Consider the following 14,853-nt stretch of genomic DNA (forward strand, 5'->3'; position numbering starts at 1 on the left):
CCAAAGTGCAGCTTACTCACGAAGAAAATCAATTTGAAAGAAAGACATTTCCAATAACATTAGTCTGTGATCATATTTATTTTCAGCAGAATATTGGTTCGCTTTTCAGAATTAGTGAAGCTTTTGGAGTTGAAAATATAATTTTTGTCGGAAAAGATATTCCGCTGACGCCTCGTAAAATCAACAAAACCTCACGCAGTACACATCTTCATGTGTCGCATAGTATAATTGAAGAAATTTCTGTTGCTAAAAATTATTTGCTGGAAAACAATTTTGAGATTATAGCATTAGAAATTGCCAGTAACAGCAAACCACTTAAAGAAGTCGTTATTCCTGAAAATCAAAAAATTGCACTTATAATTGGAAGTGAAATAAACGGAATTTCAGATGAACTTCTAAAAATTTCGCATCAAATTGTCCACATTAATATGTTTGGAAAAAACAGCAGTATGAATGTTGTACAAGCTGCAAGCATAGCTTTGTACGAATTTACTTCTTAATAAATATTTGGCATTTTTTGTAAGAACCAAGCTGTACGGGATGTTGTAAAATTCTGACAAATAAATTGTTATAAAAATTTGGCTAAAAACTCTTTTTGTTATAAAATTGCGTTATAAATAACCAAATTTATTTTTTTATAACAAAAACCCAAATTATTATGAAAAAAATTTTTATTACTGCAGTTGCAGCTTTAATGCTGTTTTCTTGTCAAAATGACCAAAATGAATCGGCTGGTTCAGAAGCAAAAGTGGCAACGCTTCGTTCATGTGCCTCGCAAGATGTTTTAGAAGCGCAATTAAAAGCTGATCCGATGCAGGCCATCAGAATGAATGAAATTGAAGCCTTTACAAACCAACAATTACTTAAAGGTTTTTCAGGCCGTTTAGTAAATGGTAAAATTGAAATTCCTGTTGTTGTAAACGTTTTATACAAAACAACTGCACAAAACATTTCGAATGCGCAAATTCAATCACAAATTGATGTTTTAAACAAAGATTTCAATGCTCTAAATTCAGATTACAACAGCGTTCCAACGTTATTTGCAGGAGTTAAAGCCAACATCGGAATTACATTTGTATTAGATCAAGTTATTCGTAAATCAACGAACAAAACATCTTGGGGAACAAATGATGCTATGAAAAAAACAGCTCAAGGCGGTATTGCACCAACATCTCCTACTACAAAACTTAACTTATGGTCTTGCGCTATTGGCGGCGGCATTTTAGGTTATGCGCAATTTCCAGGAGGATCATCAGCAACTGACGGAGTTGTTATCGATTCTCGTTACTTCGGATTGTCTGGTGCTGCAAATGCTCCTTTCAATTTAGGAAGAACTGCTACTCACGAAGTAGGACATTGGATGAATTTACGTCACATTTGGGGAGATGCAACTTGCGGAAGCGATTTAGTATCTGATACTCCAACACACAACACTGCAAACTACGGTGTACCAGCATATCCTCATTATAGTACTTGCACTGGAACTCCAGTTGAAATGACCATGAACTACATGGATTATGTTGATGATAATGCAATGTATATGTTCTCTACAGGTCAAAAAAGCAGAATGATGGCGATTTTTGCTGCTGGAGGACCAAGAGCAGCCTTTGCCCAATAAAAATCTAAAAGACAATTTAAGAGCGAGATCTAACCATCTCGCTTTTTTTTGCCCCTAAATTTTAAAAGCTTTTTCCTATATTTATAGTCTAAAACTTAAATATGATAACATCAAAAATCATTTCTAACGGGATTTTAAGAGCTTTGGCAACCATACTTGCAGTTAGTGCTGTATTGTACTTTTTATATGAAATACAAACCGTAATTGTCTATCTCTGTATTTCTTTAATATTATGTTTGATAGCAAATCCTTTAGTACAATTTTTAAGAAGCAAATTAAAGTTTAGCAATTCATTGGCAGCAACCACGACAATAATTATTTTCATCTTGTTAATGGTTGGCTTTATTCTTTTGTTTGTCCCTTTGATTATTTCACAAGCTAATAATTTATCCTTATTAGATACGAATCATTTGCAGACGCAATTTATAGAAACAGAAAAAAGCATCGAAAACTATTTCAACATCGAACATGTTGATTTAAATCAAATGCTAAACGACCCAAAAATAACATCTGTATTAGATTTTAATTATTTTACAAGTTTCATAAATTCCATCATGAGTTTTATGGCTGATATGGGAATGGGATTAGTTTCGGTGTTTTTCATTACTTTTTTCTTTATAAAAGATCAAGAAGCTTTTAAAATTCAAGCCCGAAAAATTCTACCAGATACAAACGAAGACAAAATTATAAATTCAATAACCAAAATAAATCATTTGCTGACACGCTATTTCATTGGCTTGTTGCTACAATTGACAGTTGTTTTTATTTTGTATCTTATCGTTCTGATTATTTTTGGAAACAAAAATGCTTTTGTAATTGCATTTTTATGCGCAATCCTCAATATCATCCCCTACATCGGACCTATTATCGGAACAATTTTAGCAGCGCTATTAACGATGATTAGCTTGATTGGAAAAGATTTTCAATCAGAAATTCTGCCTACAACCATTTATGTCGTAATCGGATTCTTGCTGGTTCAGGCCATTGATAATAACATCAGCCAGCCTATAATTTCGTCAAAAAGCGTAAATTCGCATCCTCTGGAAATATTTCTGATTACTTTGATTAGCGGAATTACATTTGGAATCGTTGGAATGATAATCGCAATTCCCGTTTATACCATGCTGAAAGTCATTTTAAAAGAGTTTTTTCCAGACAACAAAATCGTCTCCGTATTAACCGAAAGAATTTAGCTTTGAACACAATAATTTTGCACCAAAACATTCAAGATTATATATCTCAAAATGTTGGTGCTCCGATTTCAAAACTGGCGCTTCAAAAAAATCCTTTTCCTGAAGCCGACTGGATTTTGATTTTAAACCAAATCGAAGCCAAAACAAAAGCTAAAGAAAAACTGCCGACTTGGTTTAAAACCGAAAACATTATTTATCCGAGCAAAATTTCAGTTGAGCAGACTTCTTCTGAAAAAACAGCGGCTTATAAAGCTTCTTTAATTTCGGGCAAAACCTTAATTGATTTGACTGGCGGTTTTGGCGTTGATGATTATTATTTTTCACAAAAATTTGAATCTGTAACGCATTGTGAAATTAATACCGATTTATCAGCAATTGTAAAACACAATCTAGAACAATTAAACGTAAAAAATTGTTCTTGCTACGCAGATGATTCAGCCAATATTTTAAAAGAATATGACCAAAAATGGGATTGGATTTACATTGATCCTTCCCGAAGAAATGACGCCAAAGGCAAAGTTTTTATGCTGAAAGACTGTTTACCAAATGTTTCAGAATCATTGGATTTTTATTTTGAAAAAACAGATTGTATCTTAATAAAGACGGCTCCTTTATTAGATATTTCAGCAGGTTTATCTGAATTGAAATTTGTCAAAAACATTCACATCATCGCACTTGAAAACGAAGTAAAAGAATTACTTTTTGAAATTCATAAAAATTACAAGGGCGACATTACAATTAAAACTGCCAATATCTTAAAAGAAAAAACAGAGACTTTTGAGTTTGTTCTAGGCAATGAAAGTGAATTTGCATCATACCAATTGCCTCAAAAATTTTTATTTGAACCAAATTCAGCCGTAATGAAATCAGGCGGATTTGATGAAGTCAGCACGTTTTTCAAAATAGACAAACTTCATAAACATTCACATTTATATACTTCTGAAGAATTAATTGATTTTCCGGGCAGAACTTTTAAGATAGAAAAAGTGATTCCGTACAATAAAAATGAGATAAAAACAGAACTTGCAAATCAGCAGGCAAACATTACAACTCGAAATTTTCCTGAAACAGTGGAGAACATTCGAAAAAAATGGAAAATAAAAAATGGAGGTAATTTGTATTGTTTTTTTACAACTGATGTAAAAGATAACAAAATAGTTTTAATTTGCACCAAAATAATCTAAGCAATGAAACAACTAATTACACTAACACTTTTTTTATTAACCTTGACTGCATTTGCACAAAAACCATGCGAATATAGTGTAAATGTCAATGACTCAATTGGCTCGTATAAAATAACAAACGAATACCTTATCAGTGAAAAAAACTTTGGAGGAAACTCAAGTTATGTTTTCTTTTCATTAGCACAAACTGACGGGTTGCCAACACTTAATTTACAGCTTATTCAAAAAAGCAAAGATTTTATTAAGGCAAACTGCTTTGACAAAAACTCTCGTGTATTTTTACAGCTTCAGAATGGAAAAGTGGTGACATTAATGCATATCAATCAGGAAAACTGCGGTACACTTATTCGCGATAGCGGCTTTGATAACCGTGTAAATACAGGAATTTTCATGTTTGTAAAAGACAACTATGAAGAACTGAAAAAATCACCTATCACGATGATGCGAATTAAATACTTAACTGATACAGAAGACTATATCGTAAAAAGTGAAATAACATCAGAAATGAACGGAAAAATCTATAATCCAGATACTTATTTTATTCAAAACATTCGATGCGTTGAATAACTATTCACATTTCCAATTTTGATCAGAAACCTTATCTTTTAAACCTGCTTTTAAATTATAATGCCACCATTCTGAATCGAATGAATTGAAGCCATTTTTGATCATAATTTTTTTCAGAAACTTTCTATTCGTCTTTACTTCTTTTGAAAGTGATTGATAATCATGACTGGCTTCGATTCCAAAAAAATCAAAAGGAGTTCCCATATCGACTTCTTTTCCATTGGCGTCAACTATTGAAATATCAACGGCTCCTCCTCTATTATGGATGGAGCCTTTTTTTGGATCAGCCACATACTTTGGGTTTGAGACTATTGTCCACATTCTTTTTTGAATTGACAAAGGCCTGTAACAATCATAAAGTTTGATTTTAAAACCTTTCTTCTTAAAATCATTATTTGCCGCAATTAACGCTTTTACTGTTTTCAATCTTAAAACGCATTCAGCACAATCATAAACTTTTGCTTTTAGAAAATTATCTTCTGTGGCGTACTTCATATCGTAAATAAAATCTTTGCTGAAATCTTTCAAATTAACAAAAGTAGTATCCGGAATTTCTTGTTTTACAGGACTTTCATAAATTTCATTTTGGGCATTTGAAGAAATATTCCAAAAAAGAAAAACAGAAAAAAACAAGATTTTTACAAGTTGCGACATAGCATATGAGATTAAAAAAATGAAATTAAACAATATTTCAAAACTTTCAAATCGGAATTGGTTTTTCTTTTTTAAATAAAAAATTGATGTTTTTTTATTAAATTAGCTAAACAAGACTTTACAAATCAATTAGTTAATTTAAAAAAGATATACTATGAGCAAAAAACCTGAATACTTTTTTATAGTTGCACTGACTTGTTTTGCAATTGTATCCTGTAAAAAAGAAAACATAAAAAGTGTCCCAACTACCGATTCGACTTCTATAAGAACTGAAGCCTTAAAAACTGATAGTACGGTTTTGAATCCAACAGATTCGCTATATGCTTTAGTAGACAAAAGTGTAATTGGAACTCAATTTTTAACCAAAAGCGCTCTTGCCACAAGACTAAAAACATTACTAGGAACCGATTATGATGAAATGGTAAAAAACTGGAATACAGAGACTCCTTTTGAAAAACAAGAAAATATAGTACATGCTTGGGGATGCAAACAGCATGATTGCAATTCCTATTCTTATGATCTTTTTATAGATGTAAAAAACAATAAGATCAATGTGTACAAATTCGCAAAATCAAAAATGACGATTTTTAAAGAAGATAATTTTGATATCGAAATCAAAGATGCTTTTCTAAAAGATTTAAATACCAAGAAAAGCAATGCGGATATTAAAGAGGAATAATTCAATATTCAGTCGCAGTTTACAGTTTACAGCCATTTTTGCTGCGACTGAAAACTGCGACTGATCACTTTAAATTTCTCCTGTCATCAAAATATTCTCTTGAATACCTTTATCTCTCAACATTCTAAAATGAGAACGAATTGCGTGATAAAATGGATATGACGTATACGGCAAATCATATTCTTCGGCATAACGCATAATAATTGGCGTAATATATGGATAGTAAGTATGTGCAACGCCAGGAAACAAATGATGTGCTACGTGATGCGTAAAACCTCCGTATAAAAAGTTTGCCAATTTGCTGTTTGTACTGAAATCTTTGGTTACGATCATTTGATGCGCTGCCCAAGTTGCAGAAAGATTTCCGTTTTCATCAGTTTGTGGAAAATGTGCATCTTCGTCAACATGCGTAGAAACAAGAGCAACAACCCCTAAAGCACTTCCACATAAATGCATTGCAATCCAAGCCCAAAAAACGATATGCCAAGGCTGATTTAAAAACAACATTGGAATTACAACCATATATCCTATATTTAAAATTTTGGCCGCGAATAATCTATAAATTTCACGCGTTGGGATTTTTTCAACTACTTTTTTCACATAATTATTTTTTGTTCCAAAGAAGTCTTTAAAATCACGAATATAAATCCAGTTCAAACTGTACAATGGATAAATAAACCACATATAAATATGCTGATATTTATGATAGTTAAACAGCGGACTATTGGGAAAAATTCTGATTATATCACTTTGTTTGATATCTACGTCCCAATCTGGAACATTTGGGTAAGCATGATGAAGATTAATGTGACGACGAGTCCAAAGCCAATGATTGCTTCCAAAAAGCTCCAAAACATACATAAAATACTCATTGTATTTTTGTTTTTTGAACAATGCTCCGTGAGCAGCATCATGAAATGCATTTATAAAAAGTACGATCATGGTAAAACCGCACAAGATATAAAATAGGAATAACAATGGAGTACTGTTTCCGAACAGCAAAATACAGGCATAAAATAAAAAAAAGAGAAATACAAGTCCGAGAGACTTGATAATGTTTAGTATATACAATGATGAATTTTGCAAAACAGTTTCGTTCACTTCAGTACGTAACTTTTTAAAAAAATCATCATTGCCCGCTTTAACGTAAACTGGGCGTTTTAATTTTTCCATAGAATTAAATTTTGCTGAAATTGTCATACCAAATTTAATAAAAAAAAGTTAAAAGACATTAAAACAAACCTTTACAATTCAAAAAAAGTAAGAAAAATCAATTCCTTAAAAAAGTATACTAAAAGTCCGATTTGTTCGCAAAAAGCACAACAAAAACACATCATTTTTTTATTTCCTTCATTTAAATTATCAACAAAAATATGCTCTAGCAGAATGTCCTTTATTTTTTTACTTAATTTAAGAGAATGCGTCAAACTTTTAGTTTTTCGTATTTTGGTTAAAAGTTATTTGAAAACCAATTCCATTTTCCTAAAAAAAATCAACATGCAAAAATTAAAATGCACTTTGATAGTTTTGCTTCTTTCTGTATTTGCCCATAGCAAGACTATTATACATGTAAACCAAGTTGGCTTTGATCCGAAAAGTCCAAAACTTGCTGTTATCGAATACTACAACAACCTTTTGAATTCAACTTTTGATGTTGTAGATGCCAAATCTGGAAAGACAGTTTTCACATCAAAAATTGGAAAAGCAGAAAGTGTTGAAGACTGGAGACTTGGCAAATTTTATTACAGAGCCGATTTTTCATCTTTTCAAAAGCCTGGCAATTACAAAATCACTTTCAAAATTGCTGACCAGATTTATACTTCTGTACGTTTTGCAATTGAAGAAAACATATTGGCCAAAAGAACCATTTCTGCAATCGTGCACTATTACAACAAACAAAGAGCCAATACGCCCGAAGAACTCGAAGCTGATAAAAACATGCTTTTGTTTGGAAGCACAAAAAAAGTAGATGTTCACGGCGGATGGTGCGACGCTTCAGGAGATGTAAGCAAGTATTTTTCGCATTTGGCTTACGCCAATTTCGTATCACCACAACAAACCCCATTAGTAACTTGGTCACTTATCAATACATCTGAAAGCATTCCGAAAAAGCTAGAACAATGGAAAGTTAAAGATTCTCTAGATAATGAAGCCATTTGGGGCGCCGATTATATGATGCGATGTCTTTCTGATGAAAATTATTTTTACATGATTGTTTTCAGTTATTTTGATAAAAATCCCTCGGCTCGCAGAATCGTTGGATTAAAAGCAAATAGTGTAACCACAGATGAGTATCAGGCTGCTTTTCGCGAAGGCGCTGGAATGGCGATTGCTTCACTGGCCAGAATTTCGCAATGGAAGAAAAATGGAGATTTTACTTCGGCTCAATATTTAGATGGAGCCAAACGATCCTACAAACACCTTTTAACAAACAACACAAAATATGATGACGACGGAAAAGAAAACATTATAGACAATTATTGTGCATTGATGGCTGCAACCGAATTATGGATTGCGACAAATGAAAATTTCTATCGGGATGAAGCCCGAAAATGGGCGCACAATCTTGAAAACCGAATGACAGATAAAGGCTGGTTCAGAAGCAATGACGGAAATCGTCCATTTTGGCATGCCGCAGATGCTGGTTTGCCTATTGTGGCTTTGACCCGATATCTGAAAAAAGAAAAAGATAAAAAACAAAGATTAGAGGCAACATCGGTGATCAAAAAAGCATTAGACTATAATTTGTCTGTCACAAACAATACCAGCAATCCTTTTGGTTATGCAAGACAAAGTTTTCTATTTAACGGTCAAATAAAAGACGGATTTTTTATTCCGCACGAAAATGAAACTGGCTGGTGGTGGCAAGGTGAAAATGCCCGATTAGCCTCACTTGCAACTGCCGCTATCGAAGGCGCAAAAACTACATCTTTTCAAAAAAACGACAAGACAAAAAAGTCGCTTGATATTTTCGCCTCACAGCAATTATCTTGGATTTTGGGATGCAACCCCTATTCAGTTTGTTTTTTGTATCAATTTGGAGAAACGAATGTTCCGTACATGCATTCTAATTATGGGCATGGATCTGAAAAAGGCGGTATTTCAAATGGAATTACCGGAAAAGAAGGCAACGCCGACGGCTCTGGAATTGATTTCAAAATGGATGTTGATGGAAATGACGAATGGCGATGGACAGAACAATGGATTCCGCATTCAGCATGGTTTTTACAAGCCATCACGGCTATGGTTGAAAATTAAAAACAATAAATCTCAACATTAAAAAATTAATGAAAAATTCAATTCTAATTATCGCTTTATTACTGACAACCATTTTATTTCAGACAAATTGCATCGCTCAAAAAACAAAAAAGACAAAATTCAAGGCGTTAGTTTTATATGAAAATGGCGGGCATCATTTGGAATTTACAAAAGCAGCAAAACCTTGGCTGAACAAACTTGCCATCGACAGCAGTTTTACAATTGATTATATTGAAAACACTAAAACCATAAACGAAACTCTTTTAAGTCAATATCAACTCTTTATTCAGCTTGATTACCCACCTTACACTTGGAGCGAAGAATCAATGAAAGCTTTTCAAAATTACATGACTGATGGAAAAGGTGGCTGGGTTGGCTTGCATCATGCAACTTTACTTGGAGAATTTGACGGCTATCCAATGTGGAAATGGTTTTCTGATTTTATGGGAGGAATAAAATTTGTTAATTATATTCCGAATTTTGCTAATGGAAAAGTAACTATTGAAGACAAATCACATCCCGTAACAAAAGGAATTCCATCTAATTTTTTAGTAAAAAAAGAGGAATGGTATATTTATGACAAAAGTCCAAGGCAGAATGTTCACGTACTCGCTTCAGTTGACGAATCGACTTATGAGCCTGATTCAAAAATAAAAATGGGCGATCATCCTGTCATTTGGACAAATGATCATTTTGCATCCCGAAATATCTACATTTTTATGGGGCATTCTCCAGAATTGTTTGAAAACGAAGCCTATACTACCCTGCTTAAGAATGCTATTTTGTGGGCAGCGAATAAAAACTGAGATATTTTTTTAAACTAAGAAAAATTTATTTAACCCCAAGACCGCCTGCCTTCTAAGCAGGCGTCAAATAAATTAATAAAAACAAAAAAGCCCTTCAAATGAAGGGCTTTTCGTGAACGCAGAAGGATTCCTACAACCACGTTAAAGGCGCACTACTACTAGTAATAATTTTTATTCGTGTCCTTTTCGTGCCTAATAGGCGCGAACCTGGACTATTTTTTATTCAATTTTTTTTAATTCTGCGTTATAACATTGTAGCATGATGTCCACAATCACCTTACAGGTGCACTAATATTAATAATAATAATTATTTTTCATCTTGTCCTTTTCGCGCCAAATGGGTTCGAATCAGGACTATTTTTTCTTCAATTTTTTTTAATTCTAAATCTACATTAAAGTAGGCTTCAATTTCAGGTTCAGCAAGACATGTAATATCATCTTCGGAATTTGAAAAAATATACTGTAGGTTTATTTCTGGAAACTTTTGGACTATAAGTTGTATTAAGTCTGAACTCATGTTGTCCTTCCCCTTTAAATATCTTCCCGTCATTTGTTCACTTATGCCTAATATTTTGGCTATTTCTTTCTGTTTTAGCCCTTTACTTTTAAAGTAATCCGCTAGCTTTTCGTAGTACATATTATTTATAATTGATATAAATTAGACTTGGAGTTTATTTTTTATCGCCATAAATACACTTCAGGTATATTTTTTTACTAAATTTGACTAAATAATTACAAAGATATGCAAACAGTACTAAATAATACCAACTCAAAAGATGTGCAGTTGCACATCGACAAAGCATACAAAATCATTGATGAGTATTTGCCAGAAAATTACGTGGAAGCTATCATAAATATCTTACCAAAGGAATTAAACGTAACCAAACCAATGATATATAATGTAAAAAGAAAAGCTTCTAAAAGACTTGATATTCTTAATGCTATGGTCGAAGTGGCATTGGAGAATAAGAGTGCTTTAGAAAAATTGAAAAATAATCTCAATAAAATCGCTTAAACAAATTCCATGACAACACAGGTACAAACCAACAGAGTTTTCCCCGGTATGATATGCCAGGCTACAGAATTTTTAGTAATGAATGATGAAGTGAAAGTTTTGAATAATGGCAAACTACTTCCTTTTTCAGATGTATCACATGATACTCTTGCTCTTTTAGAAGATGCAATCAATGCAGATCCCGAAGTAAAAAATTTGTTGCTCAAAATTCACCCAGAATCACAATTCAAAAGGATTGAAGAGTTTGTAAAATGCCGTTTTGGTGGATTAGATTTTGAAGGTGACATAGTTGACGGAAATCTTCAAGAAGGTGAATACTGGGAGTGCCCTGAGCGTGGACAATGCGCTAATGAAGGAATACTCTGTAAACTTCCAAAGTATAATAATAAAAGATTAAAAGCTCCAGAAATTCCATTAATAAAACTTCTCTGTACAGATGCTACAAATGAAGCGATAGCGGATAAATTATCCCTCCCAATGGGTTCTTTTCATAAAGCAAAAAAACATTTATATCAAAAGCTGAATGTGCAAACGAAACAAGAGATTGTAATAATTGCCATTTCACTAAACCTTATTCAGTGGTAACACTGATGTACGTTCTTATCATTCTGTGTGTGCACAACACGCTAAAGCCACTCCACGTGGGTGGCTTATTTTAATAAACCATAACAAACCAAGATATGTCAAACGAAAATGTACAATCGAAAATAGATCTGCTCGAAGAGCAAATCGAAAATATTGAAAGATCTGGATTTTTTACCGAAGCGGAAATTGATAGAGCTGTAGTTTCACTGAAATCGGAATTAGTTTTTTTCCAAAATATGCTTTCAAATCACGCAGATTCAAGCCTATGCTATGAAGAACAACAAAAGCCATTATACGGGATGTCTCCAGAGGAATATACAGAAGGAATGAAATATCACAATGAATGCTTTGACCGTGTAAACAAATCTAAACTTCTTGAAATTGACGTGGTAGATGCCGAAATATTAAGCCAAAAAGAAGTTTAACATCATGAGTTACGTAAAAGACACCGATATTTTTGAAAAAACTAACGGAGGGCTCGATATCATATTGGCTTACTATCCAAATGCGCATAAAGTTATTACCAAAACTTCACGACAGTTCAAACTTCGAGAATCAGAGAAAACAGCATCAGCTTCATTAAAACAATTGGAAAATGGTGTTTGGGTTGTGACCGATTTTGGAGGTGATCAAGTTCCTCGAAACGGTATTATGGTTTGCATGATAGAAGAAAATAAAAGTTATGGTGAAGCTTGCGCAATATTAGGAGCGCGATATCATATACAAGGCGCTGACTTGGAAGTTGTAAAACCAATTATAGAAAAACGTTCTTTAAAAACAGATGAAACTCCAAACACTTTCAATTTTGTATACAAAGATTTCACAGATAAAGAATTGGCTATGCTTGGTCCACGAGTTAATGAAAAAATCTGTAAAGAATTTAATTTAAAATCGTGTGCGTCTTATACGCATTGTAAGGAAAACGAAGCTATTGTGATCACTTCTACTGAAGAGTTTCCAATTTTTGTTTTTGATTTTGATTCCTGGCAAAAAATTTACCAACCTAATTCATTTGAAAAAGCACACCGTTTCCGTTACACTGGCGCCAAACCGAAGCGTCATGTTTTTGGGATGAATTTAATTGAAGAAGAATATAAAAAACTGAAAGCACAATACGAAGCAGATTACTATGAAGACGACGGTGATGAAGAATCTTCCAAAAAAGCTAAAGATTATAAAGTGGATGCTGTATTTGTTGTTAGTGGTGGGTCTGATGGTATTAACCTACGGTCATTCGGTAGATTTCCAATTTGGTTCAACTCTGAGAGTGAGCATTTGGATTGGGAAGAGATGAAACAATTAAAAGTATGGGCAAAAGATGTGTACTACGTAGCCGATTTAGACAATACCGGCATCAAGCAAGCCATTGCAATGGGCTTAAAGTTTCTGGACATCAAATTACTTTGGTTGCCAGAAAAATTAAAAGAATGCCGAGATAAACGCGCAAATCCTTGCAAGGATTTTAAGGATTATGTAGATAAATTTTACAAACCTGATGATGCCAACGCTTTTACTAACTCGTTTGATAAATTAGTTTCTAATGCATTGCCTTTTCAATTTTGGACGGAATATTTCCATAACAAAAAAATGAATTACAACCTATCAAATACGCGTCTGTACCACTTTTTAGCGCATATGGGGTTTGGACGTTATGAAGATAAAAATCTAAAGGAAGGTTTTATCTACATCAAAAAAGAAGGTTCGATTGTAAAGGTTTTACATCCCTACGAAATTGAAAATTACATTCATACTTTTTTAGAACAAAGACAGCAATCACCTGATTTAAGAGATTACATATACAAGAGTAACCAATTGGGAGAAAGGTCTTTATCAAAATTACCTAAAGTAACTATTGACTTTACAAATGCAGATCGTGAAACTCAATATTTATTCTTCTCCAAAAAAGTTTGGAAGATTACTGGTAAAGAAATTATCGAATACAGACAAGGTGAAATTGACAAGTTCGTTTGGGAAGATAAAGTGATCGATTTTAATGTAAAAGTTCAAGAACCACAGTTTAAAATAACAACTGATCCTGAAGGTGATTTTGAAATAGAAGTTTTGAAAAAGGATAATATGTATTTCAACTTCTTAATCAATGCTTCTCGTGTACATTGGAAAAGTGAATTAGAAGATTCTTTTGAAGGGAAACCGGAACCAGATGCAGAAAAGTATTTCAAAGAAAACAAGTTCAATATTGCTGGTGAAAGACTTTCAGATGATGAACGCTATGAACAGAAAGTGCATTTGATAAATAAAATTTATTCCATTGGTTATTTGCTTCACACATACAAAGATGATTCAAAGCCCTGGTGTTTGTTCGTCATGGATAATAAAATATCAGAAACAGGGGAAAGCCATGGTGGTTCAGGAAAATCGGTAGCATTTGGAAACTTGAATCACATTTTGAAACGAAGATTTTACATCAAAGGACGTGACCCAAAAGTAACGCAAAATGATTTTATCTATCATGGTGTAACTGAAGATACGGATTACATATTTATTGACGATGCCAATCAGTATTTGGATTTTGGATTTTTCTACTCCGAAATTACAGGTTCCTTAAAAGTAAATCCAAAAAATGGCCAGCCGTATGAGATTCCGTTTTCGAAATCACCAAAGTTTGTAATCACTTCAAACTTTACAATTAAGGATGATGGACCATCGACAGCAAGGCGTTTACTTTTTAGTTCGTTTTCAGATTACTATCATGAAAATAAGGATGGAGAATACAAACAAGCTCGGAATATTTCAGATGATTTTGGAGGTCGAAATTTGTTCCGAGATTTTACTGAAGCGGATTGGAATGATTTCTTGAATTTTTGCGCACAATGCATCCAATTTTATTTGTCGCATCCTGCAAAAATTAATCCGCCAATGGATAACGTGACAAAAAGAAGTTTACGTGCCGAAATGGGCGATGCTTTTGAAGGCTGGGCGGAAGCTTTCTTTGCCGTTCGAGAAACTAATCCAGGAACTTTGGAAGAAGGACCTTTGAAACACTTAGATAATTATTTTTCAAAAGAGCATGCGTTTGATGAATTTTTAAAAGCAACCAAGCTTCATAAATGGACCAGTAATAAATTCAAAAAAGCAATGAAAGCTTATTGTCAATTGAACAAATACATTTTTAACCCGAAAGATTTACATAACTCAGGTGGTCGAATTGTTCAAAAAATTCAAGGAAAAACCGAAGAGGTATTCTTTATAAAAACAATTGAGGTTTCTGAACCAATAGAACATAAGGAAGTTACAGAATATAAAAATGAAGATGAAATTTTTAACACTTAATAA

The 14,853-nt window shown here is 33.2% G+C and carries 15 protein-coding genes; 12 read left to right on the forward strand and 3 right to left on the reverse strand.

Annotated features, from left to right (window positions below):
- Positions 1 to 5: 5 nt before the first annotated feature.
- The 5 genes from H600_RS0118345 to H600_RS0118365 all read left to right on the forward strand — a co-directional run bounded on the left by H600_RS0118345 (position 6) and on the right by H600_RS0118365 (position 4,562).
- The gene (locus H600_RS0118345; protein ID WP_026730162.1) at positions 6 to 500 is read left to right on the forward strand and encodes a TrmH family RNA methyltransferase; all 495 of its coding nucleotides are present in this window, start codon (positions 6 to 8) and stop codon (positions 498 to 500) included.
- Positions 501 to 658: 158 nt separating this feature from the next.
- Positions 659 to 1,618, forward strand: a complete 960-nt coding sequence (locus tag H600_RS0118350) for a zinc metalloprotease (RefSeq protein WP_026730163.1) — start codon at positions 659 to 661, stop codon at positions 1,616 to 1,618.
- A gap of 101 nt (positions 1,619 to 1,719) precedes the next feature.
- A complete protein-coding gene (locus tag H600_RS0118355) occupies positions 1,720 to 2,811 on the forward strand; it encodes an AI-2E family transporter (protein ID WP_026730164.1) in 1,092 nt (363 codons plus the stop codon).
- 2 nt (positions 2,812 to 2,813) lie between these two features.
- Positions 2,814 to 3,995, forward strand: coding sequence for a THUMP-like domain-containing protein (locus H600_RS0118360; protein WP_026730165.1), 1,182 nt, complete (start codon positions 2,814 to 2,816; stop codon positions 3,993 to 3,995).
- A gap of 3 nt (positions 3,996 to 3,998) precedes the next feature.
- On the forward strand, positions 3,999 to 4,562 hold the full coding sequence (locus tag H600_RS0118365; RefSeq protein ID WP_026730166.1) for a hypothetical protein: 564 nt from the start codon (positions 3,999 to 4,001) through the stop codon (positions 4,560 to 4,562).
- Here the strand turns inward: H600_RS0118365 and H600_RS0118370 are convergent, their stop codons facing one another.
- Positions 4,563 to 5,216 (reverse strand): M15 family metallopeptidase, encoded by a 654-nt coding sequence (locus tag H600_RS0118370; protein ID WP_026730167.1) that lies wholly within the window; start codon positions 5,214 to 5,216, stop codon positions 4,563 to 4,565.
- A 154-nt stretch (positions 5,217 to 5,370) separates the two neighbouring features.
- On the opposite strand from H600_RS0118370, the gene H600_RS22610 reads away from it, so the two are divergent.
- Entirely contained in the window at positions 5,371 to 5,895 is a 525-nt protein-coding gene (locus tag H600_RS22610; RefSeq protein WP_026730168.1) for a hypothetical protein, read from the forward strand.
- 69 nt (positions 5,896 to 5,964) lie between these two features.
- Here H600_RS22610 and H600_RS0118380 read toward each other — a convergent pair whose 3' ends face one another.
- On the reverse strand, positions 5,965 to 7,068 hold the full coding sequence (locus H600_RS0118380) for a fatty acid desaturase family protein (protein ID WP_035108779.1): 1,104 nt from the start codon (positions 7,066 to 7,068) through the stop codon (positions 5,965 to 5,967).
- 324 nt (positions 7,069 to 7,392) lie between these two features.
- Here H600_RS0118380 and H600_RS0118385 point away from each other — a divergent pair, with 324 nt between their 5' ends.
- Both H600_RS0118385 and H600_RS0118390 read left to right on the forward strand, forming a co-directional pair.
- On the forward strand, positions 7,393 to 9,153 hold the full coding sequence (locus tag H600_RS0118385) for a glycoside hydrolase family 9 protein (RefSeq protein WP_084157408.1): 1,761 nt from the start codon (positions 7,393 to 7,395) through the stop codon (positions 9,151 to 9,153).
- Between the two features lie 29 nt (positions 9,154 to 9,182).
- On the forward strand, positions 9,183 to 9,959 hold the full coding sequence (locus H600_RS0118390; RefSeq protein ID WP_026730171.1) for a ThuA domain-containing protein: 777 nt from the start codon (positions 9,183 to 9,185) through the stop codon (positions 9,957 to 9,959).
- Positions 9,960 to 10,266: 307 nt separating this feature from the next.
- Here the strand turns inward: H600_RS0118390 and H600_RS0118395 are convergent, their stop codons facing one another.
- Positions 10,267 to 10,596, reverse strand: coding sequence for a helix-turn-helix domain-containing protein (locus H600_RS0118395; protein ID WP_026730172.1), 330 nt, complete (start codon positions 10,594 to 10,596; stop codon positions 10,267 to 10,269).
- 105 nt (positions 10,597 to 10,701) lie between these two features.
- Here H600_RS0118395 and H600_RS0118400 point away from each other — a divergent pair, with 105 nt between their 5' ends.
- From H600_RS0118400 to H600_RS0118415, 4 genes are all read left to right on the forward strand, one after another.
- Complete coding sequence (locus H600_RS0118400; protein WP_026730173.1) at positions 10,702 to 10,974, forward strand: hypothetical protein; 273 nt, start codon at positions 10,702 to 10,704, stop codon at positions 10,972 to 10,974.
- Between the two features lie 9 nt (positions 10,975 to 10,983).
- Positions 10,984 to 11,559 (forward strand): helix-turn-helix transcriptional regulator, encoded by a 576-nt coding sequence (locus H600_RS0118405; RefSeq protein ID WP_026730174.1) that lies wholly within the window; start codon positions 10,984 to 10,986, stop codon positions 11,557 to 11,559.
- 95 nt (positions 11,560 to 11,654) lie between these two features.
- Entirely contained in the window at positions 11,655 to 11,984 is a 330-nt protein-coding gene (locus tag H600_RS0118410; RefSeq protein WP_026730175.1) for a hypothetical protein, read from the forward strand.
- Positions 11,985 to 11,988: 4 nt separating this feature from the next.
- Complete coding sequence (locus H600_RS0118415; RefSeq protein ID WP_026730176.1) at positions 11,989 to 14,850, forward strand: hypothetical protein; 2,862 nt, start codon at positions 11,989 to 11,991, stop codon at positions 14,848 to 14,850.
- Positions 14,851 to 14,853: the final 3 nt, after the last annotated feature.

It is taken from the genome of Flavobacterium denitrificans DSM 15936 (genome assembly GCF_000425445.1).
Classification (GTDB): Bacteria; Bacteroidota; Bacteroidia; order Flavobacteriales; family Flavobacteriaceae; genus Flavobacterium; species Flavobacterium denitrificans.

Excerpts from the sequence above, each read along its gene's own strand:
- H600_RS0118395 (WP_026730172.1), bottom strand. The coding sequence starts at position 10,596 with ATGTACTACGAAAAGCTAGCGGATTACTTTAAAAGTAAAGGGCTAAAA.
- H600_RS0118370 (WP_026730167.1), bottom strand. The coding sequence starts at position 5,216 with ATGTCGCAACTTGTAAAAATCTTGTTTTTTTCTGTTTTTCTTTTTTGG.
- H600_RS0118415 (WP_026730176.1), top strand. The coding sequence starts at position 11,989 with ATGAGTTACGTAAAAGACACCGATATTTTTGAAAAAACTAACGGAGGG.
- H600_RS0118410 (WP_026730175.1), top strand. The coding sequence starts at position 11,655 with ATGTCAAACGAAAATGTACAATCGAAAATAGATCTGCTCGAAGAGCAA.
- H600_RS0118380 (WP_035108779.1), bottom strand. The coding sequence starts at position 7,068 with ATGGAAAAATTAAAACGCCCAGTTTACGTTAAAGCGGGCAATGATGAT.
- H600_RS0118355 (WP_026730164.1), top strand. The coding sequence starts at position 1,720 with ATGATAACATCAAAAATCATTTCTAACGGGATTTTAAGAGCTTTGGCA.
- H600_RS0118350 (WP_026730163.1), top strand. The coding sequence starts at position 659 with ATGAAAAAAATTTTTATTACTGCAGTTGCAGCTTTAATGCTGTTTTCT.
- H600_RS0118365 (WP_026730166.1), top strand. The coding sequence starts at position 3,999 with ATGAAACAACTAATTACACTAACACTTTTTTTATTAACCTTGACTGCA.
- H600_RS0118405 (WP_026730174.1), top strand. The coding sequence starts at position 10,984 with ATGACAACACAGGTACAAACCAACAGAGTTTTCCCCGGTATGATATGC.
- H600_RS0118400 (WP_026730173.1), top strand. The coding sequence starts at position 10,702 with ATGCAAACAGTACTAAATAATACCAACTCAAAAGATGTGCAGTTGCAC.
- H600_RS0118390 (WP_026730171.1), top strand. The coding sequence starts at position 9,183 with ATGAAAAATTCAATTCTAATTATCGCTTTATTACTGACAACCATTTTA.
- H600_RS0118385 (WP_084157408.1), top strand. The coding sequence starts at position 7,393 with ATGCAAAAATTAAAATGCACTTTGATAGTTTTGCTTCTTTCTGTATTT.
- H600_RS22610 (WP_026730168.1), top strand. The coding sequence starts at position 5,371 with ATGAGCAAAAAACCTGAATACTTTTTTATAGTTGCACTGACTTGTTTT.